The organism is Rhodobacterales bacterium HKCCA1288 (assembly GCA_015693905.1).
GTDB lineage: Bacteria > Pseudomonadota > Alphaproteobacteria > Rhodobacterales > Rhodobacteraceae > M30B80.
On the sequence record CP065161.1, the window covers coordinates 2350334 to 2375192 of the forward strand.

Sequence of the window (24859 nt, forward strand, 5' to 3'; positions counted from 1 at the left end):
TCAATTGCCAAGCCTAGCCCTTCGGGCCTATGGCAAAGTCTATGAAGCTCGTGCCCCTTTCTGAAACCTCACATTTGCCGCGCTGGCAGCGCCCGCAGGTTCTTTTGTTCCTGATGGCCTTTGCGATGCCTGTGGCCTTTGCCACATGGTCTGCATTGCTCAATAATTTTGTGATTGAGGCGGCAGGGTTTGACGGGGCCGATATAGGATGGCTGCATTCAGTGCGCGAAATTCCTGGGTTTCTCGCGATTGGCGTGATCGCCTTATTGCTTGTGATCCGCGAGCAAAAATTGGCGATTGTGTCCTTGGTTATGTTGGGTCTGGCCACGGCGCTGACCTCGCAATTCCCCTCCTTGGGGGGATTGTTGATCGTAACCCTGATCTCCTCCATCGGGTTCCATTATTACGAGACAGTCAACCAGTCGCTGCAATTGCAATGGATCGACAAAAAGCGCGCGCCACAGACCATTGGTTGGCTGATGTCGATGGGGTCTTTGGCCACGCTTTTGGCCTATGGGTTAATCGTGCTGACATGGCGTGCTTATGATTTGAGCTATGACTTGGTCTATGGCGTGGCAGGTGGCTTTACCGCCTTGGTTGCAGTGATTGCATTTTTCGCCTTCCCCCAATTCGAGGGCCCAACCCCGCAGAACCGCAAAATGATCCTGCGCCGCCGCTATTGGCTCTATTATGCGCTGCAATTCATGTCGGGCGCGCGGCGGCAGATTTTCGTGGTCTTTGCAGGCTTCATGATGGTCGAGCGCTATGGCTTTGCCGTGCATGAGATCACCGCGCTGTTCATGGTCACATTGGTCGCCAATATGATCGCAGCCCCGCTATTGGGTCGTGCTGTTGCCTTTTTTGGGGAACGTGCGGCCTTGATGTTTGAATATGCGGGATTGTTCGTGATTTTCTTACTTTATGCGGGCCTCTATCATTTTGATTGGGGCGTGGGTATGGCGGCGGTGCTCTATGTCGGCAACCATATCTTTTTCGCGTTGGCCCTCGCCATCAAAACCTATTTTCAGAAAATCGCAGATCCCGCTGATATTGCGCCTACGGCCGCTGTGGCCTTCACCATCAACCATATCGCTGCGGTGTTCTTGCCTGCGATCTTGGGGTATATCTGGCTGACCTCGCCGATTGCGGTGTTCCTGCTTGCATCAGGGATGGCTGCCACATCTTTCGCCTTATCGCTTTTGGTGCCGCGTCATCCAGAGGCGGGGAATGAAACCTTACTTGCGCGGCGCGGTTTACCCGTGGCTGCGCCCATCACCACCGTGATCAAATAGGGTGCTTATGACGACCTTTACCGCCTTTACCACATTGCCTGCTAAATCCGCCGCCGAAGCCTTAGGTGAGGCTATAGAGGCCCTTGATCCCGCGCCCTATGGCGTAGGGGTTTTTGAGATCGAAGATGGCTCTGGCCGGTGGGAGGTGGGCGGCTATTTCCTTGATGCCCCTGATGAAATCGGATTGGCGCTTTTGGCGGCATCGCATGGCGCGCGGGAATTTGTCGTTTCAGAATTGCCCGAAACTGATTGGGTCGCGCAGGTGCGCCGTGAATTGCACCCTGTGCGCGCGGGGCGGTTTTATCTTTACGGCAGCCATGATGCCGATACAGTTCCAAACGATGCCGTGCCCTTGCTGATTGAGGCCGCAATGGCCTTTGGCACAGGGCATCACGGCACCACCTCTGGATGTTTGATTGCCTTTGATCGCCTGCTCACTGAGGGCCATGTTTTCAAAAATGTGGTTGATATTGGTTGTGGCACGGCGGTCTTGGCCTTGGCTGCCGCCCGGGTCTTTCCGCAGACTGTTCTGGCCTCGGATATTGATGAGATCGCGGTTGATGTCGCCCGTGTAAACGCCCAAGCAAATGACCTCGCAGATCGGATCGAGGCTGTGCAAGCCGCAGGGTTTGATCATCCCACCCTTGCAGCCCGTGCGCCCTTTGATTTGATCTTTGCCAATATCCTAAAGGGGCCACTGATCGAACTGGCCCCCGATATGGCGCGTCATGCCGCGCAGGGCGGCTATGTGATCTTGTCGGGCCTTTTGTTGGAGCAGGCTGAGGACGTCACTGCCGCCTATCTGGCGGCAGGGTTCGAGCGGGTTTATGCGTCCGAGCATGGGGAGTGGGCGGCGCTGACACTGCGTTATCTGGGGTGATTGGCACGCCCCGCTTGTTGAATGTTCTTGTTTCGTGCTATTGATGGGCTAAGCTGACGCAAAGAACCACAAAGGGCGAGCAGGCCATGCGTATCATCGGTATTGACCCAGGGCTTCGCTATCTTGGGTGGGGCGTAATCGAGGCGGATGGCCCGCGCCTACGCCATATATCAAATGGCGTTGTCGAAGGGGTGGGCGATGATCTCGCCCCGCGTCTTTTGGCGCTATATGATGGATTAATCGCCGTCCTTGCCGAATTTGCACCAGATTGTGCGGCGGTCGAACAGACCTTCGTCAATCGTGATGGGGTGGCCACGTTGAAATTGGGGCAGGCGCGTGGTGTTGCGATGTTGGCCCCTGCCAAGGCAGGCTTGCCTGTGGCTGAATATGCGCCAAACACAGTAAAGAAAACCGTGGTTGGGGTGGGGCACGCGCATAAAGATCAGATTGGACATATGGTGCGCCTGCAATTGCCCGGATGCGCGCCAAAATCCCCTGATGCTGCTGACGCTTTGGCGATTGCGATATGTCATGCCCATCATGCGCAATCGCAAAGGCGGATCATGAATGCAGTGGGGGCAAGCCTGTGATCGGGAAATTGACAGGTCGCGTGGATTACCGCGCCAGTGACCATGTGCTTTTGGATGTCGGCGGCGTGGGCTATGTGGTTCATTGCTCAGAACGCACTCTTGCGAACCTGCCGAATGCGGGGCAAGTGGCAAGCCTTTACACCGAACTTCTGGTGCGCGAAGACCTTTTGCAGCTTTTTGGGTTTTTAACCCCCTATGATCGTGAGTGGCATCGTTTGCTGGTGTCTGTTCAGGGCGTGGGGGCCAAAGCTGCGATGGCAATCTCAGGCGCGCTTGGCACAGAGGCCTTGGCCCGCGCCATTGCGATTGGGGATTGGGGCGCGGTCAAAGCGGCCCCTGGTGTGGGCCCGAAATTGGCGCAGCGCGTGGTCAATGAACTAAAGGATAAAGGCCCCGCTTTGATGGCGATGGGCGGTAGTCTGGCCCATGATTTGACGCAGAATGCCCCTGCGCCCGTGGTGGACGGCCCGCAGGGGCCTGTATCCACCCCTGCGGAACCGCCGCCGCCTGCAACCGCGCAGGCCGATGCGCAAAGTCATGCTGAGGCAATTTCAGCCCTGACCAATTTGGGCTATGGCCCTTCTGACGCGGCAAGTGCGGTTGCGCGCGCGGCAGATGAGGCCGACACGACCCCTGCGCTGATCCGCGCGGCACTGCGCCTTTTGGCCCCGAAGGAGTGATATGAGCACGCCTGATCCAACATTGCGCCCCGATCCGCACCCGCAGGATGATCTGCGCGAAGATCGCGCTTTGCGTCCTGAACTTCTGACCGAGTTTATTGGTCAGGCCGAAGCGCGGGCAAATTTGCGGGTGTTTATCGAAAGTGCCCGCAAGCGCGGTGAGGCGATGGATCATGTGCTGTTTCATGGCCCCCCCGGCTTGGGCAAGACCACCTTGGCGCAAATTATGGCGCGCGAATTGGGGGTGAATTTTCGCATGACCTCTGGCCCCGTTTTGGCAAAAGCGGGGGATTTGGCCGCGATCCTCACCAATCTTGAGCCGCGTGATGTTTTGTTTATTGACGAAATTCACCGCCTGAACCCCGCAGTCGAAGAGGTGCTCTATCCCGCGATGGAGGATTTTGCACTGGATCTGGTCATAGGTGAGGGGCCTGCCGCGCGATCTGTGCGCATCGAATTGCAGCCCTTTACCTTGATCGGGGCCACTACCCGCTTGGGGCTGTTGACCACACCCTTGCGGGATCGGTTCGGCATTCCCACGCGTCTGGTTTATTATGACACGCCCGAGTTGGAGCAGATTGTGACCCGTGGTGCGCGCCTGATGGGCGCCCCTGCGGATGAGGAAGGCGCGCGCGAGATCGCCAAGCGTGCGCGCGGCACCCCGCGCATTGCAGGCCGCTTATTGCGCCGCGTGGTCGATTTCGCCGTGGTCGAGGGGGATGGCCGCGTAACGGCGGCGATTGCAGATCGCGCTCTGACACGGCTTGGGGTCGATAAGCTTGGGCTTGACGGGGCAGATCGGCGGTATTTGCGCCTAATTGCGGAGTCTTATGGCGGCGGCCCTGTTGGGATTGAAACGCTTGCAGCCGCCCTTTCCGAAAGCCGCGATGCGCTCGAAGAGGTGGTTGAACCCTATCTCTTGCAGCAAGGTCTGATCGCGCGCAGCCCGCGGGGGCGGATGCTGACGCAATCGGCCTTTGCGCATCTAGGGCTGCCCGTTCCTACCCCGCCTGCGCAAACGGGGCTTTTTGAATGATCAGCCAAATTTCTCGGCCCATGTGGGCAGGGGATCATGCGCGGCAGGGGTGGCTTCAAAGACCGCGCGGGCAATCGCGCGGCTCAGACACAGGGCAGCTGCATTTCCCAAATGTAGCGTGTCCATCAGCGGATCACGCAGCGGCTGCGCGCCCGTTGCAGCTGCAAAGACCAAATCCCCATCCATCGGCGTATGCGCGGGGTAAATCGCGCGCGCCATGCCATCATGCGCGGCGGTGGCCATGCGGGTGGCTTGCGCTTGGGTTAATGCAGCATCTGTCGCCACAATCGCGATGGTGGTTGCCCCGTCCCGATGCCCTTTGACCAAGGGGCGTGCGGATGGATCGAACGCCCCTGTCCCAAGCGCCCCTGTTCCAAGCGCCCCTGTCCCAAGCCCGCCAAATTCTGCACCCAATTCAAATGGGGCTGCCCAGAATTGAGGGCCATCGCCCATAGTCACGCGGCCCAATGCGTTGACAGCGACCAGAGCGCCCACCGTGATCCCGTCAAAGGTGACCGAGGCTGAGCCAAGCCCACCCTTGAGGTCAGCGGTCAGCGCCCCTGTTCCTGCGCCCACTGTCCCAAGGACAAAATCAGGGGATGCTGCCTCAAACGCCGCACGTCCCAAGGCAGGATAGGGGTTCTGACCCCATGCTTTGTCACCGCCATTGATCAGATCGAAGAGAATTGCGGCGGGCACGATTGGCACAAGCTGATCGCCAACGGCGAAGCCGCGCCCCGCGGCCCGCAAGCCATCCATCACACCTGAGGCCGCATCAAGGCCAAAGGCAGACCCGCCCGCGAGAACCAGTGCATCCACCTCCTGCACCAATCGCTCAGGCGATAAGAGCGCCGTTTCTCGCGTGCCAGGCGCACCGCCCATGATATGCACCCCTGCCACAAAGGGGCGCTCGGCTGTCAGAACAGTGACCCCTGTTTTGATCACGTCATCCTGAGCGTGGCCGACATATAGGCCCGCGACATCGGTGATTAAGTTTTTCGCGCCTTTCTCAAACATCGCCATCCCCTTAGATGCAGCGCCCGCCATCAACCTCCAAGGCGGCACCTGTGATCATTGAGGCTTCATCCGAGCACAGGAAGCAGGCAGCATTGCCCATATCCTCGGGCGTGGAAAACCGGCCCAAGGGGATGGTTGATAGAAATTTTTCCCGCATTTCGGGCGTGTCCTCGCCCATAAAACTGGACAACAGCGGGGTTTCCCCCGCCACAGGGCATAGCGCGTTGACGCGGATACCTTGCGGGGCGAGTTCTACCGCCATCGCCTTGGTTGCGGTGATCATCCAGCCCTTGGAGGCATTATACCAATTCAGCTTGGGGCGTGGGCTGAGGCCCGCAGTTGAAGCAATATTGAGGATGGCGCCCGCTTTTGCAGTTTTCATATGCGGAACGATTTCACGGGCCATCAGATAAACAGATTTCGCATTCACCGCGAGGACGCGGTCGAACATCTCCTCGGTAACATCTTCCATCATCTGCGGCAGATGGGTGATGCCCGCATTGTTCACAACAATATCAATACGCCCCCACGCGGAAAGCGCAGATTGGGCGAGGGCGGCCACGCTCTCGCCCTTGGCGACATCGGTTTCATGGGCAAGGCTGCCCGTGGCCTGGGCCATGTCATGGGCTGCCGCGCCATTGAGATCGGCAATCATCACCTCGGCCCCTTCGGCGCGGAATTTGCGCACGATCCCTGCGCCAAATCCCGATGCGCCGCCTGTTACAATTGCGGTTTTTCCTGCAAGCCTCATGAAACTGTCCCTTTCTTTGGGGCCGCGTCCAAGCGGGGCGCGGTGTTGAGTAAGTTTTGTGTATAAGGATGTCTGGGGCCAGATAGAATTTGGGGCGCTGGCCCCTGTTCGACAATCACCCCATTTTCCATCACCGCAATAGTGTCGGCCATATGGGCCACAACCGTGAGATCGTGGGTGATGAAAATATACGAAAGCTGCAATTCCTGTTGCAGTGATTTTAGCAAATCCAAAACCCGTGCGCGCACGGAGACATCAAGGGCAGAAACAGCCTCATCAAGCACCACGATATCGGGTCGCGTGATCAGCGCGCGGGCAATGGCAATGCGTTGTCTTTGCCCGCCTGAGAATTGATGCGGGTATTTTTGCGCATCCTGAGGCGAAAGCCCGACCTGCTCAAGTGCAGTCGCAACGCGAGATGTGACCTCATTAGATGGGACATTTTGCAGATCAAGCGGTTCCGCGATCACGCGCCCCACCCGCCAACGGGGGTCAAAGCTGCCATAGGGGTCTTGAAACACAATTGACAGACGTCGCCGATTTTCAAGCGGCATGTTCGGATGCACCTCTGTGCCGTCTAAGACAATCCTCCCTGATTGCGCGGCCTCTAGCCCCAAAATGGCACGGGCGAGCGTGGATTTTCCGCATCCAGAGCCCCCTACGATCCCCAAACATTCCCCTCGCCTAAGGGTAAGATTTGCATCACGCACCGCAACGAAGGGTTCAGATTTGCGCAAGCCTAGGCGTTTGGGCGGATAGATGCGACTGACGCCTTCCACGGATAAGAGTGTCTCGCCTGTCAGGGGTTCGGTCTCTTTTGGGGCGGGGCGGGCGGCGGATAAGAGCGCCTTGGTGTAAGGGTCGCGCGGGCGGGACAAAAGCCGCTTTGTCTCGCCTTTTTCAATGATGCGGCCTTGGTTCATCACCGCCACCTCATCAGCCATCGAGGCCACAACGGCCAGATCATGCGTGATCAGCAAAAGCGCCATGCCATCCTCGGCAACGAGGGTTTTCAAAAGTGCTAAAATCCCCTGTTGTGTGGTGACATCAAGCGCGGTTGTCGCCTCGTCCGCGATTAAAACATCGGGCGCTGCCGCGATCGCAGCGGCAATGGCCACGCGCTGCCTTTGTCCGCCAGACAGCTCATGCGGATAACTATCAAGCGCGATCTGCGCCAAGCCAACCCGATCTAAAACGGTGCGCGCCTGCGCCATTGCGGCCCGCCGATTGGGGGTGATGCGATGCACCATAAGGGTTTCGGCGACCTGTGCGCCGATTTGCATAACGGGGTTCAGCGCGGTCATGGGTTCTTGGAAAATCATCCCAATCCTTCGACCGCGCAACTGGCACATTTTTTGATCTGACAGGCCCAAGAGACTGTCAGTGCCATTGAGCAGAACCGAACCCTGCGCGCAGCATCCTTGGGGCAATAGGCCCATAATCGCCAGCGCCGTCATCGATTTACCTGATCCAGATTCCCCAACCAACGCCGTGATCCGATGCGCGGCGAGCGTCAGGGAAAGATCAGAAACCAATGCACCCTCGTCATGGGTGATTGTCAGGTTCTTCAGTTCAAGGCGGGGCGAAGCGGTCATTTCAGGGCGCGCTCCAGTCTTGGGTCAAGGTGATCGCGCAGCCCATCCCCCGCCAAGTTCAAGCCAAGAACCAAGGCCATGATGCAGGCCCCGGGAAGAATGGCCAGCATCGGATGGGTGTAGATCATGGTTTGCGCCTCGGCCAACATGCGGCCCCAACTGGGGGTTGGCGGTTGCGCCCCAAGCCCAACATAGGAGAGCGCGGCCTCAGCCAGAATCCCAAGGCTGAATTGGATCGTGGCCTGCACGATGATCAGGTTCAGAATATTGGGCAAGATATGTTCAAGGCTGATCCTAAACTTGGATTTTCCCGCCACACGCGCGGCAAGGATGTAATCCAATGTCCAAAGTGGCAGCGCCCCTGCACGGGTCACGCGGGCAAAGACGGGGATATTGAAAATGCCAATTGCAAGGATCGCGTTAAACGCTGAGGGGCCGTAGGTTGCAGTGATCAGAATGGCGATCACCAACGCGGGAAAGGCAAAGATCAGATCATTGCCCCGCATAATCAGTTCATCGCCAAAGCGCCCATGCTGTGCGGCTGCCAGCAGACCCAAAGGCACGCCAATGCCTGCCCCAATGCCAATGGCCGCCACCGCCACCGCAATAGAGGTTTGCGCGCCCACCATCAGCAAAGATAGGACATCGCGCCCGAATTGATCCGTGCCAAGCAGATAGGTGGCGCTTGGCCCTTGCAGGCGATTGGCAATCGCAAGGCTTGTGACCTCATGGGGCACCCAGAGGAGGCTAAGGGAGGCGAGAGCAAGGAAAAACAGGCTGATCGCACCGCCAATGATCAAGGATCGCTGCACCTTCATCTGCGCAGCCTAGGATCAAGGGCGGCATAGGCCAGATCAACCAAAAAGGTTACAAGGATCACGGCGAACACAAGCAGCATAGTGACCGACTCGACCACGATCAAATCGCGTTGGGTGATGCCCTGAAAGATCAGGCGACCAAGCCCAGGAAGAAAGAAAACATTTTCGATGATAATGGCGCCCGCAAGAAGAAACGAGAATTGAAGGCCTAAGATCGTCATCACGGGAATGCCTGCATTGCGCAAGGCATGACGCCATAGGGTTTGCCTGCGGCTTAGGCCCTTGGCGCGGGCGGTGCGGATATAGTCTTGCTCTAATGTCTCTAAGAGGGCCGAACGCAAAACCCGCGCCAAAATGGCCGCCTGCGGCAGGGCCAAGGCGAAGGCGGGCAGCGTGAGCGAGGCGAGCCCCGCCCCAAAGCTGTCCCATCCCGCAAATCCACCCGCCGACACCCATTGTAATTGTATCGCGAACAGCAGCACCAACAGCATTGCAAACCAGAAATTGGGGATCGCAATGCCGATTTGCGCAGCCGCCATCACCCCAAGATCGGGCCATGCGCCGCGCTTGGCCGCGGCCAGCACCCCCACAGGGATCGCGAGGGCAGTTGACAGGATCAGCGCGTAAATGGCCAAGGGCAGTGAAACGGCAAGCCTATCTTGGATCAAATCGGCTACGGGCACGCGATAGGTGTAGGATAGGCCAAAATCTCCCTGCACCATGCCCCCGACCCATGCCAGATATCGGGGCAGAAGCCCCCCATCGAGGCCCAGTTCCGCCCGAAGGTTTGCAACCGCCTCGTCTGTGGCATTTAGGCCAAGCATGAAACTGGCAGGATCACCGGGGATCACCTCAATGAGGCAAAAGATAACCACGCTTGCCACGGCAAGGCTAAGGATCATCGCAAGCGCCCGATTGAGAAAATAGCTCAACATGGCAAAACCTTAGCCCGAAGGCGTGCTAGGCCGCTAGAGGGGACTTGCGCGACTCAAGGCTTTCGCGGCAGATAGTGCCACGAGGTTGGGGACGATGGCGTCGTCCTATGGCAGACCTTAACCGCCCTGAACGCCGGGGTCTTCTGTCAAAGGAGGGTCGGCGATGCAGCGACCTGAATTCTTCCGTTTCCACAATGGCGAAAAAGCCATTCTTCCGTTTTCTCAAGCTGAGTATGACGCCCGCCTGATGGGGCTGCGCGCGATTATAGATGCGCAAGGCCTGGATGCGGTTGTGCTGAGTTCGATGCACAATATCGCCTATTACTCGGGTTTTCTCTACTGTGCCTTTGGCCGCCCCTACGCGTTGGTTGTGACCGCATCTGAGGCGGTCGTGATCTCTGCGGGTATTGATGCGGGGCAGCCATGGCGGCGCTGTGCCTGTGATGGGATCACCTATACCGATTGGCAGCGCAACAATTACTGGCGCGCCGTGGCCCATGTGGCGGGGCAGGGCAAGGCAGTTGGTTACGAAGCCGATCATCTGGTCTTGAGCCAATTTGCGCTTCTCACTGAGTTCTTGGCACCAAAATCCACCGCCGATGTTGCGCCTGCTACGATGCGCCAGCGCATGGTGAAATCTGTCGCCGAGCGCGAGTTGATCCGCGCAGGCGCGCAAGTTGCCGATGTGGGCGGTTATGCCATTCGGGACGCCGTGAAGGCGGGGGTGCGTGAGATTGATGTCGCCATGGCAGGGCGCGATGCGATGGAGCTAGAAATCGCCAAACGCTTTCCCGATGCCGAATATCGGGACACTTGGGTATGGTTCCAATCGGGGCTTAACACCGATGGCGCGCATAACCCTGTCACGGGGCGGGTTTTACAGCGCGGCGATATCCTGAGCCTCAATACCTTCCCAATGATCTCGGGCTATTACACCGCGCTTGAGCGCACGATGTTTGTGGGCGAAGTGGATGCGGCAAGCCTTGGTTATTGGCAGGCGAATATCGAGGCGCATGAATTGGGTATGAGCCTGATGAAGCCGGGTGTCAGCTGTGCTGAGATCACCCATGCGATCAATGATTTCTTCGCGGAACGCGATTTGCTGCAATATCGCAGTTTTGGCTATGGCCATTCCTTTGGGGTGTTAAGCCATTATTACGGCCGCGAAGCAGGTCTTGAGCTTCGTGAGGATATCGACACTGTTCTCGAAGAAGGCATGGTGATTTCCATGGAACCGATGCTGACAATCCCCGAGGGGATGGCAGGCGCGGGCGGCTATCGCGAACATGATATTTTGATCATCACCAAGGATGGGGCCGAGGACATTACGGGCTATCCATACGGCCCTGCCGAAAACGTGGTGGGGTAATCTATCGGAAGGGGCGGTCAGGTGGCCGCCTCATTCCGTTGAAGTTTCTGCTTCAACCTTGCCCCCTGCATGGCATAAGCTGACATCAGGCTTGCGGAACGCACGGGGGATCTATGGCACGCAAAGGCATCATTTTGGCGGGTGGCACGGGAACGCGGCTTTATCCGATTACCATGGCCCTCTCGAAACAGCTTTTGCCGATTTATGATAAGCCTATGATCTATTACCCGCTTTCGGTGCTGATGTTGGCCGATATCCGCGAGATTGCGATCATCACCACCCCGCAGGATCAAGCCCAGTTCAAAAGCGCCCTTGGCGATGGCAGCCAATGGGGCATTCGGTTGGACTGGATTGAACAACCCTCGCCCGATGGTCTGGCCCAAGCCTATCTTTTGGCGGAGGATTTCTTGGCAGGGGCACCTTCGGCGATGATTTTGGGTGATAACCTGTTCTTCGGTCACGGATTGCCTGAATTGATGAAAGAGGCCGATCATAACAAAGCAGGTGGCACTGTCTTTGGCTATCATGTGTCAGACCCGCAGCGATATGGCGTGGTCGGGTTTGATGCTGAGGGCCGCGTGCGCGAAATCATCGAAAAGCCAGAAGTGCCGCCTTCAAATTATGCGGTGACAGGCCTCTATTTTCTGGATGGCACGGCACCTGCGCGCGCCAAATCGGTGACCCCATCGGCGCGGGGTGAGTTGGAGATCACCTCGCTTTTGCAAAGTTATCTTGACGATGGGCAATTGGATGTTTGCCAAATGGGGCGCGGGTATGCGTGGCTTGACACAGGCACTCATGCCAGTCTGCTCGAGGCTTCGGAATTCGTCTATACATTGCAAAAACGCCAAGGTTTGCAGACGGGCAGCCCCGATGAGATCGCCTATCACAAAGGCTGGATTTCGGCGGCAGATCTTGTCGCGCGCGCCCAGTTGTTTGGCAAGAATGAATATGGGCAATATTTGCAGGCACTCATCAAAGGGGGTTGACCTTCCAGTAACTGGAACCCTTATCTGAACGGGGAAATGCCCCAACTGAATGATAAGTGACCCTTTAGAATGCTAGACCACCAAGCGCAGCGCGTGATCCCTTTGACTGTTGAGAACCTCTCTTGTGGGGGCTGTGCTGCGCGGGCGGAAAAGGCGCTTGCGGCCTTGCCGCATGTTCGTTCTGCTCAGGTCAATTTGACCACCAAAACCGCCCAAGTGACAGCCACGCCAGAGTTTGATCTGTCGGCGATGGATGCAGCGATGCGCAAGGCGGGGTATCCCGTTGCGCTTGACCCTGCGCAGACCAATCACTGGCGTTTTGCCGTGGAAAATCTCAGTTGCGGGGGCTGCGCCTCCCGCGCTGAAAAAGCCTTGAATGCCTATCCCGCCGTGATCAAAGCCGAAGTCAATCTGGCCATGAAAGAGGCCTATGTCACCGCGGCCCCCGATTTGGCCCTTTCCGATTTGACCGATATGATGCGTCAAGCAGGTTATCCAATCCTGCCTGAGACACCGGCGGCAGAGGTGCAGTCCGAGAGCAGCGCAGAGGATGAAGGGCACCTGCTAAAGCGACAGTTGATCTTGGCGGCGCTCCTGACCCTGCCTGTTTTTATCATGGAGATGGGCGGGCATCTTTTTCCCGCGTTTCATCACTGGCAGGTCGCGACCTTTGGAGAATTTACAACCCGTCTGGTGCAATTTGCCCTGACCACCTTGGTCTTATTTGGCCCCGGTGCTGTGTTTTTCCGCCTAGGGGTGCCTGCATTGCAGCGCGGCGCGCCAGAGATGAATTCCTTGGTTGCGATGGGGGCCACGGCGGCGTGGGCCTTTTCCACCGTGGTCACATTCGCACCAGACTTAATCCCAGAAGCCAGCCGTTTCATCTATTTCGAGGCCGCTGCGGTCATCGTCACCTTGATCCTCTTGGGACGTTTTTTGGAATTTCGCGCGCGCGGTCAGGCGGGCGCAGCTATTCGCAGCCTCATGGAACTGCGCCCTGACACCGCCACCCTCTTGCAAGATGGGGCCGAGCGGCAGGTGGCAGCGTCTGAACTGCGGATCGGGGATCTGATCCGCGTCAAACCAGGTGAGAAAATTGCCACCGATGGCATCGTGACCGAGGGCGAGGCCTTGGTTGAAGAAAGCATGATCACAGGCGAGCCTGTTCCAGTGACGAAATCTGTGGGTGATAGTGTTGTGGGCGGCACGATGAACCGCGCGGGCAGCGCCATTTACCGCGTGACTGCGACAGGTGGGCAAACGGTTCTCGCGCAAATCGTGGATATGGTCACAAAGGCGCAGATGACGCGCCTGCCCATTCAATCTTTGATCAATCGCGTTGCGGCGGTGTTTGTGCCTGTCGTGATCGCTGTGGCGTTTGTAACCACGGCGCTTTGATGGGTCTTTGGCCCATCCCCCGTGCAGGCTATGGTGATTGGCGTGTCTGTTCTCATTATTGCCTGCCCCTGCGCAATGGGTCTGGCGACACCTGTTTCTGTTATGGCAGGAACGGGGCGCGCTGCGGAATTGGGGGTGCATTTCCGCGAGGGACGCGCACTGCAAGATTTGCGGCAAGCCGACATTGTGGCCTTTGACAAAACAGGCACCCTCAGCACGGGCGCGCCTGCGCTTTTGGCGTGTTACAACGCGCAGAACGAAGATCGCCTGATTGCCTTGGCTGCAAGTGTTGAGCGTGGATCAGAACATCCCTTCGCCCAAGCAATTGTGGCCGAGGCCGAGGCACGTGGGCTGACCATCGCGGCGATGCAAGGGTTCCAGAACAGCATCGGTGGTGGCGTCCGCGCGACTGTCGGGGGCGCGGAGATCGCCCTAGGCACAGAGGCCTATTTGGCAGAGTTGGGTGTTAGTGTCCCAGACATTCCCCCTCAGGGCGCAAGCCTGATCCACTTGGCACAGGATGGTGCCTATGCCGGCAGTCTGGCCTTTCGTGACCCTGCTAAGAAAGATGCCCGAGACACGATTGACGCGTTGAAAAACATGGGTCTGAAGATCGCGCTTCTTTCAGGCGATGCGGCGCCTGCGGTTGATGCGCTTGCCGCAGAATTGGACATCACAGAAGCCCATGCTCGCCTCAAGCCCGAAGATAAATTGGCACTTGTGGCGGCGTGGCAAAAGGCGGGGCAGCGCGTTGTTTTTGTCGGTGATGGGATCAATGACGCCCCTGTTTTGGCGCAGGCAGATGTGGGCATCGCGCTTGGCAGTGGCACCGATATCGCGATGCAGGCGGCAGATGTGGTTCTGGTGTCTGGCGCGCCATGGGGTGTTGTGGATGCCATGACCCTGTCGCGGGCCACTTTGCGTAATATTTGGCAGAATCTGTTTTGGGCTTTTGGCTATAATGTGGCGTTAATCCCTGTCGCAGCAGGGGCATTGGCCCTGATCGGAGGGCCGCTTTTGAACCCGATGTTGGCGGCGGGCGCGATGGCGGCAAGCTCGGTCTTTGTGGTGATGAATGCGCTACGCCTGCGTCATGTGGGGGGGCATTGATGAATATATCGCAAACGGCCATGGCCACGGGGCTGCCCGCCAAAACCATCCGCTATTACGAGGAAATTGGTTTGATTGCGCCTGCGCGCGGTGAAAACGGATACCGCAGTTTTTCGCAACAAGATGTGCATAAGCTGGGCTTTCTTGGGCGCGCTCGTGAATTGGGGTTTTCCATCGAGGAATGCCGCGCGCTTTTGGCCCTTTACGAGGATCGCGGGCGCGCAAGCGCCGATGTGAAAGAGATCGCGCAACAACATTTGCAGGATATTGATGCGAAAATGGCCAAATTGGCCGCGATGCGGGCGACCTTGGCCGATCTTGTGTCGCGCTGTTCGGGGGATCACCGCCCCGATTGTCCAATCTTGGAGGATCTCGCGATTGAGCCAAGCGGGCGGGTGGATTGAAAAACTGCGCAGGCGCTTCGATTTTGAGGTTGACGCTTGCCCCCGCTTGTCCTACTTCCGCGATGCTTCTGGCGGAGTAGCTCAGTTGGTTAGAGCAGCGGAATCATAATCCGCGTGTCGGGGGTTCAAGTCCCTCCTCCGCTACCAAGCCCTTCCTTGCACATTCAGCACTGTGATTGACGCAGCAGCGGCGCTCGTGCGCCGCCGCGTTCATCTTAGCACAATTCCGCCAAACGCGCGAAGGCGGTTTTAATCTTGGCTTCTTCTTCCTCACGGGCCGCAAGGTTTTCGCGGGCCTCCGCGACCACATCTTCGGGGGCGCTTGCCACGAATTTGGGGTTGTTCACGCGGCCCTTCAGCCCGCCGATTTCCTTGGCCAACTTATCCAGCAGCTTTTGCAAGCGCGCCTTTTCCTCGGCCACATCAATCAGATCAGCCACGGGCAGGCCGAACGTGCCGCCCTCAACCGCAACTGTGACCGCGCCTTTGGGCATGGTCTGGGTATGGGTCAGCTCCGAGATGCGGGCAAGCCGTTCGATCATCGCTGCGTTATTGTCCCACGCGGCCTGACCGCGCGCATCGAGATCAAGCTGCAGCAATTGCACCTTAAGCCCCACAGGGACATGCATTTGCGCGCGCACGGAGCGGATTTCTTCGATCAGCGAAATCACCCAAGTCATCTCGCGCGCAGCCTCGGCATCGACCAGTTCCGCGCCATAGTCGGGCCAATCTGTATGCACCAGCATCTTGGGGCGATCTGCAATCTCGCCCCACAGCTCTTCGGTGATGAAGGGCATTGTGGGGTGCAAAAGGATAAGACATTGGTCGATCACCCATGCCATGGTTGCGCGGGTTTCGGCGATGACAGCCGCGTCATCAGAGGCAAAAAGCGGCTTGGCGAATTCCACATACCAATCGCATACTTTGCCCCAGACAAAGGCATAAAGCCCGTTTGCCGCATCGTTGAACCGATATTGCGACAGCGCCTCGTCATGGGCCAAACGCGCCTGCGCGGTTTCGCCGATGATCCATTTGTTTACAGTTTGACTGACCGATTTTGGATCAAACCCTGCAACAGGTTTGCAATCGTTCATTTCCGCAAACCGTGCGGCGTTCCACAGTTTCGTGCCGAAATTGCGATAGCCTGCGATGCGGTCTTTCGACAGTTTCAAATCGCGCCCCATCGCGGCCATGGAGGTCAGCGTAAAACGCAGCGCATCCGCGCCAAACTCGTCAATCAATTCGAGGGGATCAAGCACGTTGCCGATGGATTTCGACATCTTGCGCCCCTTTTCATCGCGCACCAGCGCGTGGACGTAAACGTCACGGAAGGGGATATCATCGACCACGGCCAATTGCATCATCATCATCCGCGCAACCCAGAAGAAGATGATGTCAAAGCCCGACACAAGCGTTGAGGTCGGGAAATAGCGTTCCAATTCTGGTGTCTTTTCAGGCCAGCCAAGCGTGCCAATGGGCCAAAGGCCAGAAGAGAACCAAGTGTCGAGAACATCGGGGTCGCGGGTCAGGGATTTGCCGCCTGCCATCGCCTGCGCTTCTGCCTCTGTTGGGGCGCAATACATTCCGCCTTCGTCATCATACCACACAGGGATCTGATGCCCCCACCAGAGTTGCCGCGAGATCGTCCATGGCTCGATATTCTCAAGCCAGTGGAAATAAACCTTGCGGTGTTGTTCGGGCATGATCCGCGTGCGGCCCGTGCGAACGGCCTCTAGCGCGGGTTCCACGATCTTGGCGGTATCGACAAACCATTGGTCGGTCAGCATCGGCTCGATCACGACCTTTGAGCGATCCCCGAAGGGCTGCGTGATGGTCTTTTCTTCGACCAAAGGCACCAGCGCATCCGCGCCTTCCGCATCCGCTTTCAGGGCGACTTTGCCAAGGCGGGGATCATCGGCGCGTGTCATCACAGCCAGACCTTCGGCGGTGATCTCGGCCACAACCGCATCACGGGCGGCGTAACGCTCCATCCCGCGCAGATGGTCGGGAACAAGGTTCAGCGCGTCCACTTCGGCCTCGGAGAGCGTGCGCGCGCCATTGGCCACTTCCTGCGCAATCTTCGCCGCCTCGGCATAGGCTGCGCCATCGGCGCGCAGATGCGCGCGCGTGTCCATCAGGCGATAGCAGGGGATATTGCCCCGCTTGGCCACGGCGTAATCGTTGAAATCATGCGCACCCGTGATTTTAACCGCGCCCGAGCCGAAAGTCGGGTCAGGATATTCATCGGTGATGATCGGGATCAGGCGGCGATGTTCCTTTGGCCCGACAGGAATTTCGCAGAGCATCCCCACGATGGGCTTGTAGCGTTCGTCATCGGGATGCACCGCCACCGCGCCATCGCCCAGCATGGTTTCAGGCCGTGTGGTGGCAATCGAGATATAATCGCGCGTCTCGCGCAAGGTGACGTTTCCGTCCTCATCCTTCTCGACATATTCATAGGTGGCCCCATCCGCGAGCGGATATTTGAAGTGCCACATATGGCCTGTCTGGTCGATGTTCTCGACCTCTAGATCGGAAATCGCGGTCTCAAAATGGGGATCCCAATTCACCAACCGCTTGCCGCGATAGATGTAGCCTTTGTTATACATATCGACAAAGACCTTGATCACCGCATCATGGAAATTGCCCTCTTCGCCTGCGGGCGCATTGGGTGCACCCGACATGGTGAAGGCCTCGCGCGACCAGTCGCAGGAGGCGCCAAGGCGTTTGAGCTGTTCGATGATCGTGCCGCCAGATTTCTTTTTCCACGCCCAAACATGGGAGAGGAATTCCTCGCGGCTCATATCGCGGCGTGCTTTGCCCTCCTTGGCCAATTCGCGCTCGACTACCATCTGCGTGGCGATGCCTGCGTGATCGGTGCCAGGCTGCCACAGCGTGTCAAAGCCGCGCATCCGATGCCACCGCACAAGCACATCTTGCAGCGTGTTGTTGAACGCATGGCCCACATGCAGCACGCCCGTCACATTGGGGGGCGGGATCATGATGCTAAACGCCTCGGAACCTGCTTTGGCATTGGCCCCTGCCTTAAAGCATTCCCCTGCTTCCCATTTCGCGGAAATCCGCGCTTCGGCTGATTTTGCGTCGAATGTCTTTTCCATTTGATCTGCCTTCGGGCTGCATCTGCGTGTGGGTTCTCAGTGCCTCCCTTACCCAATGGGGCGGGTGAGGCCAAGGGGCAAGGGGGCGCTTCTCCACGGGAAATCGTGAGAAAGCGGCGGGCGAGACTGGACAGATCGATCTGGCCCGCTACTGTGCGACATAAGCGAAGGCGCGTTTCGCAGGTCAGCGCCATGCCAGTAGGAGGGATCATGAAAAAGTTTGGATCAAGCCAATCGGTAAAACGCCTTGAAGATGCTCGTCTTTTGACGGGGCAGGGGCGCTATATTGATGATATTGCGCCAAAGGATGCCTTGGTGGGGTTCGTGCTGCGCAGCCCTGTTGCACATGGCACTATCACCACCCTTGATCTTGATGCCGCGCGCGCCGCGGATGGGGTGCATATGATCATCACGGGCGCTGATATCGAGGCGGCGGGGTATCTGAATGCGATGCGCTATGTCACCGTGAAAAACGGCGATGGCAGCGATGCGGCTGCCCCGCGCCGCCCCGTCCTGACCACCTCGCGGGTGCGGTTCGTGGGCGAGGCCGTGGCCTTTATCGTGGCAGATAGCCTTGCGCAGGCGCGAGATGCGGCTGAACTGATCGAATTGGATATTGATGACCTGCCCGTGAAATTAGATCTTTCTGCAGGCGGCGCGGCGCTGCATGACGAGGCGCCCGATAACGTGGCCTATAATTGGGAACATGGCGACGAGGCGGCTGTCAAAACTGCGATGGCACAGGCCAAACATCGTGTCAGTCTGCGCATCGAAGACAACCGCATTATCGTCAATTCAATCGAGCCACGTGGGTGCTTCGCGGAACCGCAGGGTGAGCGTATCCATCTGGGCGTAAATGGTCAGGGGGTCTGGGGCACCAAAGGTGATCTATCCAAATTCTTTGGCATTGATCCTTCGCACGTCCGTGTGACCACGCCCGATGTAGGCGGTGGGTTCGGGATGAAGACCATGGGCTATCCCGAATATTTCTTAACCGCGATGGCCGCCCGCCATCTGGGCCGCCCTGTGCGGTGGATGTCCGATCGCACCGAGGCCATGTTGGCCGATAACGCCGGCCGCGATTTGGTCACAGTAAGTGAGCTTGGCTTTGACGAGAATTATCGCCTCGTGGCCTATCATTTGGACAGTTGGTCGAACCTTGGGGCCTATGTCTCGCAATATGGGCAGCTGATCCAATCAAACCTATTCGCTCGCGTTTTGACGGGCACCTATGACATTCAAAATGTGTTCTTCCGCAACCGTGCGGTATTTACAAACACCGCGCAGGTCGATGCCTATCGTGGGGCGGGACGCCCTGAGGCGATTTTCTGCCTTGAGCGCAGCATGGATCACGCTGCCCGCGTCTTGGGGGTGGATCCCGCCGAACTACGCCGGCGCAATTTCATTCGCCCCGATCAGATGCCCTATCGCACCGCAACGGGGGAGTTATACGATGTGGGCGAGTTTGGGGCGCTTTTGGATCGTGCTTTGGAAAAAGCGGATCTGTCAGGCTTTGACGCACGCCGTGCGGCCAGCGCCGCCAAGGGCAAACTGCGCGGCGCGGGGATTTGTTACTATATCGAGTCAATCCTAGGCGACCCCGATGAGCGGGCCAAGATCGAACTCACCGATTCCGGCGCGCGCGTTTATGTCGGAACGCAATCAAACGGGCAGGGCCACGAAACGGTCTATCCGCAGCTTGTCCATGATCAAACGGGCCTTCCACTTGAGGCGATTGAGATCGTGCAGGGTGATAGTGATTTGATCGAAATGGGTGGCGGCACGGGTGGATCGCGCTCGGTCACTGTGCAGGGTATGGCGCTGCGCGCCGCAGGTGATAGCCTCATCGGTGGCTTGCGTGATTTCATGGCGGATCATCTTGATGCGGATGATGTCAATTTCGATGCCGATGAAGGTGTCTTCCGTGCGCCTGGCTCCAATGTGGTGGTTACGCTCCTAGAGGCTGCAGAGGCCGCGCGCGGTGCGGGCCGTGCTGATCTGTGTGTGGTGCAGGAATATGTCAAACTGCCCGGGCGTTCCTATCCCAATGGGTGCCATATTGCTGAGGTCGAGATTGACCCCGAAACGGGTGTGATGGCCGTGGATCGCTACACTGTGGTAGATGATTTCGGAAATATGATGAACCCAATGCTGGCCGAGGGCCAAGTGCATGGTGGCGTTGCGCAGGGGATTGGTCAGGCGGTTTGCGAGCGCGTGGTTTATGACGCAGATGGTCAGCTGTTGACAGCAACTTTCATGGATTACGCGATGCCGCGCGCCGATAATATGCCCTTTATCGGCTTCTCCATCCGTCCTGTTCCTTCAACCGCAAACCCGTTGGGGATGAAGGGCTGTGGCGAGGCAGGCACAGTGGGTGCGCTGGCGGCAGTTTCCAATGCGGTCAATGATGCGCTTGCGGATATGGGCGCCAAGGTTGAGATGCCCTTCACCCCCGCCCGCCTGTGGGAGGCCATCGAAGCCACCCGTGCGATTGCGGCAGAATAGGGTTATGTCCCGCGCGGTTTGGCCCGCAGGGTTGGGTCAGCCGCGCGTGGATCTTCGGGCCAAGGGTGGCGGGGATATTGCGCGCGCATATCCTTGCGCACATCCGCATAAGAGCCTTCCCAAAATTGCGGCAGATCTTGCGTCACCTGAATAGGGCGCTGCGCAGGAGAGAGCAGCGTGAATTTAATGGGCAAGCGATCTGGCCCGATGCGCGGATGCTCGGTCACGCCAAAGACCTCTTGGATGCGCAGTGCAATGGCGGGTTGGGCATCGCCGTAGTCAATCGCGACTTGTCGCCCTAAGGGGGTTGTCCAATGCGCAGGTGCAAGGCGATCAAGCTCGGCCAAGGCCTCATATCCCACCAACAGCTTTAGCCCCTCGCTTGGATCGAACCGCCCCAGATCATCTGCGGTGCGCGCTGTGCCGAGGAAGGGCAAAGCCCAATCTTCAAGCTGTGCCAAAAGCGCCTCATCGCTGACATCGGTCAAGCCTGCGAAGGCAATGCGCGCCCGCAGAAATGTTGCGCCGCGTGTCCACCCTAACGCGTTTAGACCAAGGTCGCGAATACCCGCGCAGAGGGCTTTTGCAACCTCCTCGGGGTTTGGCTTGGGGTCATGCCTCTCGTCTAGGATGAGCGCACCAAGGCGTTCTTGCAGCTTGGTTTCAACGCGCCGCAGGCGCGGGTTCCAGTCGCAAATCTTCTGCCATGCAATCTGATCGCCATAGATGTCGCGCAACTCGGCGTCGGTCAGGGCAAGCGCGCCCCTGATCCGGGCTTCGCGCGGGTTGCCATCAAGGTCACTGGCAACAATCAAGCGCGCGCCTGCCAATTCATCGCCTGCGTCAAAGATGGCACCTTTTCCACCTGAAAGAATATATCGCGGGGCGTCCCCCTTGCGGCGCATCCCGATGCGGTCGGGATAGGCCAAAGCCAGATATTGCGCGTCACTTAATGCGCGACCTTTGGCGAAGGGTTTGAGGCGCGCCATTTCCTGACGGATACGCGCAAGGGCAGGGGATTTTCCTGCAGGGTCATCCACAAGGCGCAGACGCAGCTTCAGATCACTTTGCGAAGTTTGCCCCTGCAGGGGGTCACGCTCGCCCAAAAGGGCAGCAATTCGGGCGGCGCGCGCATCCCCAGACAACAGCATATGCGCAAGACGCGGGTGCAAGGGCATTACCGCCATCGCGCGCCCGTGAGCCGTGATCCGCCCTTCGGCGTCCAAACCCCCAAGCCCCTGCAACAAGGCCCGCGGCTCGGCCAGGGCGCCCAGAGGGGGCTGTGTGAGAAAAGCCAAGCCATCCGCGCTGCCCCAAAGGGCCAATTCCAATGCCAAGCCTGTCAAATCGGCGGCCTCGATTTCGGCGGGGGGGAAAGCGGGTAGCGCGCCTTCGCTGCCCTTCGTCCAATTTCGATAACAAATGCCTGCCGAGACACGACCCGCGCGGCCACGGCGTTGATCCGCCTCGGCGCGGCTGACGGGTTCGGTTACAAGCCGTGTCATGCCTGAGGCGGGGTCAAACCGCGCGCGCCTTGCGCGGCCACTGTCGATGACCACGGATATATCCGCAATGGTCAGTGAGGTTTCTGCGATGGATGTGGCAAGCACCAATTTTCGCGCACCATCTACCTCGGGGGTAATGGCCGCGCGTTGCGCGGCCAAGGGCATTGCCCCATAAAGTTGATGCAGGCGAATATCGCGGGGTAAATCAAGCAGGGCTGCGGTGCGCGCAATCTCGCCTTGACCCGGCAAAAAGGCCAAGATGCCCCCCTCCGTTTCGTGCAGGGCCTGCAGGATAAGATCGGCCATCGCGCGCTCAAGCCGCGTCTCCTTGGGTAGGGGGGCGGGCAGATGATGGGTCAGCACCTCAAAGGCTTGGCCCGCTGATGTGACAAGGGGCGCGTCATCAAGGAGTGCCGCCACGGGGGCCGCATCCAATGTGGCCGACATGACCAAGATCTTTATATCTGGCCTAAGCGCGCCGCGTAATTCCCAACTCAAGGCAAGACCAAGATCAGCATTGAGCGACCGCTCGTGGAATTCATCAAAGATGATCGCGCCAATGTCAGGCAGGTCAGGCGCGTCTTGGATCATGCGGGTGAGAATGCCTTCGGTCACAACCTCAATCCGCGTGGCAGGGCTTGTTTTGCTGTCGCCGCGCATGCGGTAGCCGATGGTCTGCCCCACCCCCTCGCCCAAGGTTTGCGCCATGCGTTCGGCAGCGGCACGCGCGGCCAAACGGCGGGGTTCAAGCATGAGGATACGACCCTGCACCACCCCCGCCTCCAGTAAGGCAAGGGGCACACGGGTGGTTTTGCCCGCGCCGGGCGGGGCCTGCAAAACGGCGCGGCCTGCGCGTGCAAGGGCGGCGATCAGCTCAGGCAGGATATCATCAATCGGCAGGCGCATGGGGCGGCAAAAGTCTTTCGGGGTGGACGTAGCTTGGCCGAACAGGCAGAAAAGCCCTTGTAAGGTCAAGGAGTAATCAGCCCCGATGACGGCAGAATTGGACATTCTCGATCTCAAGGATCGGATTTTGGCGGGTGAACGCCGTGCGCTTGCCCGTGCCGTGACCTTGGTCGAAAGCAGCCGCGCCGATCATCGTGCGCAGGCGGCCGCACTTTTGGACGCGCTGCGCGGCCATGGGCGTGAGGCGCTGCGCATCGGCCTCTCGGGCACGCCCGGTGTAGGGAAATCTACCTTTATCGAGGCCTTTGGGATGATGCTGACCGATGCAGGGCTGCGCGTGGCGGTTTTGGCGGTTGATCCCAGCTCTGCGCGCTCGGGCGGGTCAATCTTGGGCGATAAGACACGGATGGAGCAGCTCTCGCGCGTGCCCTCGGCCTTTATCCGCCCCTCACCCAGTCAGGCAAGCCTCGGCGGCGTGGCGCGCCGCACCCGCGCGGCGGTGTCGCTGTGCGAGGCGGCGGGGTTTGATGTGGTCTTGATCGAGACAGTGGGCGTGGGCCAATCCGAAACGATGGTGGCCGAGATGTGCGATCTTTTCGTGCTGCTTTTGGCGCCCGCGGGTGGGGATGAATTGCAAGGGGTCAAGCGCGGGATCATGGAAATCGCCGATCTGATCTTGGTGAACAAGGCTGATGGTGATTTGCGCGCCACCGCCACCCGCACAGTGGCCGATTACGCAGGCGCGCTGCGGCTGTTGCGCAAACGCCCGCAAGACCCCGAAGGGTTCCCCAAGGCACTGGCCGTTTCTGCCGTGGAAGGGGCAGGGATTGAGACAGCATGGGCCGAGATGCAGAATTTGGCGCAGTGGCGAAGGGAGGCGGGCATCTGGGAAGAAACCCGCGCCACGCAAGCGGCCCATTGGTTCGAGACAGAATTGCGCGAGGGGCTATTGGCGCGATTGCGCGAGGATCAAACGATCCGCGCCGCCATCGAGACCCGCGCGCGTGATGTGGCAGAGGGCAAAATCAGCCCCGATGCGGCGGCGGCGGAGATTTTGGGAAAAATGGCCCCTTAGGCCGTTTTCCGCATGAGCGCGACTTTGGCGATCAACAAAAGCCAAGGCAGGCCGTGCAGCAGCAGATCAAAGATATCGATGGCCTGCGTCAACCCACCCGCCGCCAGCAATTTCAGCTTTTCCCAGATATGGGGTTCGGGCGTGAAGGGCGCGAGGCCGAGTGTCAGGCACATCACGATCAGGATCGGGAAAGACAGTTGGTCTAGAAGGCGGCGGAGATTGGTCATGGCGGGCATCTAGCGGCTACGGGCGATGGGGGGAAGGGGAAAGGCGGCGCGCGACGGATTGGTTGCGGATTTTACCGCGACCGACACGCGGGGGCGTTAAAGGTGCGACCATCGTCGCGCCCGCCACAGGGTCTAAAGAATTTGGGGACGGTTTGGGCGCAGTTCACTGTCACAACCCAATGCGGGTAAGGAAAATTGCGACAACACTTGCAACTTAAATTTTTTCATAAATAAAATTTGTGTAAATTTAATATATCAGTGTGATACTGTTGTTACTTGATTAAATTCAACTAGGGAAATCATTCAATGATTGAGTTATCAATAAAGCCGATGGGCTATAGCCAACAACAATTCATTACATTTATAATGACCCAGGATACTTTAGAGGTAGTCGGAAAAAGTCAGTCACTCATAATCGATGACACGGATTGGAAACTGACAAAAAATCCAAACAAGCTTTCAAAAAACGAAGCTTTCAAAGTGATCTTTGAAGGATTAAATTGGCCTGAAAATTTACCAGATTGGCTTGAACTAATCTGGAGACGTTGGACAGAAGGCGTTTCCAGCGAACTTGATACACGCGCTAAGCTTTTGAATATTGAACAAGTCTTGACAGAGGTAAGCAAACTAACCCGTTCTTGGGGCTAATAGAAATGCA

Annotated in this window: 19 protein-coding genes, 1 tRNA gene and 1 pseudogene; 13 read left to right on the plus strand and 8 right to left on the minus strand. The window is 58.3% G+C overall.

The window, feature by feature from the left end; translation table 11 throughout:
- Nucleotides 1–41 precede the first annotated feature (41 nt).
- From I3V23_11585 to ruvB, 5 genes are all read left to right on the plus strand, one after another.
- Nucleotides 42–1292, plus strand: a complete 1251-nt coding sequence (locus I3V23_11585) for an MFS transporter (protein ID QPI85186.1) — start codon at nucleotides 42–44, stop codon at nucleotides 1290–1292.
- Between the two features lie 7 nt (nucleotides 1293–1299).
- Nucleotides 1300–2172, plus strand: a complete 873-nt coding sequence (locus tag I3V23_11590) for a 50S ribosomal protein L11 methyltransferase (protein QPI85187.1) — start codon at nucleotides 1300–1302, stop codon at nucleotides 2170–2172.
- Between the two features lie 86 nt (nucleotides 2173–2258).
- Entirely contained in the window at nucleotides 2259–2762 is a 504-nt protein-coding gene (gene ruvC, locus I3V23_11595) for a crossover junction endodeoxyribonuclease RuvC (protein ID QPI85188.1), read from the plus strand.
- Nucleotides 2759–3442 (plus strand): Holliday junction branch migration protein RuvA, encoded by a 684-nt coding sequence (gene ruvA / locus I3V23_11600; protein ID QPI85189.1) that lies wholly within the window; start codon nucleotides 2759–2761, stop codon nucleotides 3440–3442. Before ruvC ends, ruvA begins: the two co-directional genes overlap by 4 nt.
- Nucleotide 3443: 1 nt before the next feature.
- Nucleotides 3444–4478 carry a Holliday junction branch migration DNA helicase RuvB gene (ruvB, locus tag I3V23_11605; GenBank protein QPI85190.1) on the plus strand — a complete coding sequence of 345 codons (1035 nt, stop codon included), beginning with the start codon at nucleotides 3444–3446 and terminating at the stop codon, nucleotides 4476–4478.
- Here ruvB and I3V23_11610 read toward each other — a convergent pair whose 3' ends face one another.
- From I3V23_11610 to I3V23_11630, 5 genes are read right to left on the minus strand one after another with little or no spacing between them, the layout of a single operon-like run.
- The gene (locus I3V23_11610; protein QPI85191.1) at nucleotides 4479–5525 is read right to left on the minus strand and encodes a P1 family peptidase; all 1047 of its coding nucleotides are present in this window, start codon (nucleotides 5523–5525) and stop codon (nucleotides 4479–4481) included.
- Entirely contained in the window at nucleotides 5506–6246 is a 741-nt protein-coding gene (locus I3V23_11615; GenBank protein QPI85192.1) for an SDR family oxidoreductase, read from the minus strand. Before I3V23_11615 ends, I3V23_11610 begins: the two co-directional genes overlap by 20 nt.
- Complete coding sequence (locus I3V23_11620; GenBank protein QPI85193.1) at nucleotides 6243–7841, minus strand: ABC transporter ATP-binding protein; 1599 nt, start codon at nucleotides 7839–7841, stop codon at nucleotides 6243–6245. The genes I3V23_11615 and I3V23_11620 overlap by 4 nt, the downstream gene beginning before the upstream one ends.
- Complete coding sequence (locus I3V23_11625) at nucleotides 7838–8653, minus strand: ABC transporter permease (GenBank protein ID QPI86816.1); 816 nt, start codon at nucleotides 8651–8653, stop codon at nucleotides 7838–7840. The genes I3V23_11620 and I3V23_11625 overlap by 4 nt, the downstream gene beginning before the upstream one ends.
- Before the next feature lie 2 nt (nucleotides 8654–8655).
- Complete coding sequence (locus I3V23_11630) at nucleotides 8656–9594, minus strand: ABC transporter permease (GenBank protein QPI85194.1); 939 nt, start codon at nucleotides 9592–9594, stop codon at nucleotides 8656–8658.
- 163 nt (nucleotides 9595–9757) lie between these two features.
- Here I3V23_11630 and I3V23_11635 point away from each other — a divergent pair, with 163 nt between their 5' ends.
- The 5 genes and pseudogenes from I3V23_11635 to I3V23_11655 all read left to right on the plus strand — a co-directional run bounded on the left by I3V23_11635 (nucleotide 9758) and on the right by I3V23_11655 (nucleotide 15011).
- On the plus strand, nucleotides 9758–10963 hold the full coding sequence (locus I3V23_11635) for an aminopeptidase P family protein (GenBank protein ID QPI85195.1): 1206 nt from the start codon (nucleotides 9758–9760) through the stop codon (nucleotides 10961–10963).
- 113 nt (nucleotides 10964–11076) lie between these two features.
- Nucleotides 11077–11952: a glucose-1-phosphate thymidylyltransferase RfbA gene (gene rfbA / locus I3V23_11640; protein ID QPI85196.1), complete on the plus strand. Its 876-nt coding sequence runs from the start codon at nucleotides 11077–11079 to the stop codon at nucleotides 11950–11952.
- Nucleotides 11953–12021: 69 nt separating this feature from the next.
- Nucleotides 12022–14460, plus strand: a pseudogene (locus I3V23_11645) (copper-translocating P-type ATPase).
- Nucleotides 14460–14864, plus strand: a complete 405-nt coding sequence (gene cueR / locus I3V23_11650; GenBank protein ID QPI85197.1) for a Cu(I)-responsive transcriptional regulator — start codon at nucleotides 14460–14462, stop codon at nucleotides 14862–14864. Before I3V23_11645 ends, cueR begins: the two are co-directional and overlap by 1 nt.
- Nucleotides 14865–14934: 70 nt before the next feature.
- Nucleotides 14935–15011, plus strand: a tRNA-Met gene (locus tag I3V23_11655).
- Nucleotides 15012–15079: 68 nt separating this feature from the next.
- On the opposite strand, the gene I3V23_11660 is transcribed toward I3V23_11655, so the two are convergent.
- Complete coding sequence (locus I3V23_11660; GenBank protein QPI85198.1) at nucleotides 15080–17983, minus strand: valine--tRNA ligase; 2904 nt, start codon at nucleotides 17981–17983, stop codon at nucleotides 15080–15082.
- A gap of 210 nt (nucleotides 17984–18193) precedes the next feature.
- Between I3V23_11660 and I3V23_11665 the strand changes: the two genes are divergently transcribed.
- Nucleotides 18194–20488 (plus strand): xanthine dehydrogenase family protein, encoded by a 2295-nt coding sequence (locus tag I3V23_11665; protein QPI85199.1) that lies wholly within the window; start codon nucleotides 18194–18196, stop codon nucleotides 20486–20488.
- A gap of 2 nt (nucleotides 20489–20490) precedes the next feature.
- Here I3V23_11665 and hrpB read toward each other — a convergent pair whose 3' ends face one another.
- Nucleotides 20491–22899, minus strand: coding sequence for an ATP-dependent helicase HrpB (hrpB, locus tag I3V23_11670; GenBank protein ID QPI86817.1), 2409 nt, complete (start codon nucleotides 22897–22899; stop codon nucleotides 20491–20493).
- Between the two features lie 97 nt (nucleotides 22900–22996).
- Here hrpB and meaB point away from each other — a divergent pair, with 97 nt between their 5' ends.
- Nucleotides 22997–23974, plus strand: coding sequence for a methylmalonyl Co-A mutase-associated GTPase MeaB (gene meaB, locus I3V23_11675; GenBank protein ID QPI86818.1), 978 nt, complete (start codon nucleotides 22997–22999; stop codon nucleotides 23972–23974).
- Here meaB and I3V23_11680 read toward each other — a convergent pair.
- Nucleotides 23971–24201, minus strand: a complete 231-nt coding sequence (locus tag I3V23_11680) for an RND transporter (GenBank protein QPI85200.1) — start codon at nucleotides 24199–24201, stop codon at nucleotides 23971–23973. The genes meaB and I3V23_11680 overlap by 4 nt on opposite strands.
- 306 nt (nucleotides 24202–24507) lie before the next feature.
- Between I3V23_11680 and I3V23_11685 the strand changes: the two genes are divergently transcribed.
- On the plus strand, nucleotides 24508–24849 hold the full coding sequence (locus I3V23_11685; protein QPI85201.1) for a hypothetical protein: 342 nt from the start codon (nucleotides 24508–24510) through the stop codon (nucleotides 24847–24849).
- Nucleotides 24850–24859 lie beyond the last annotated feature (10 nt).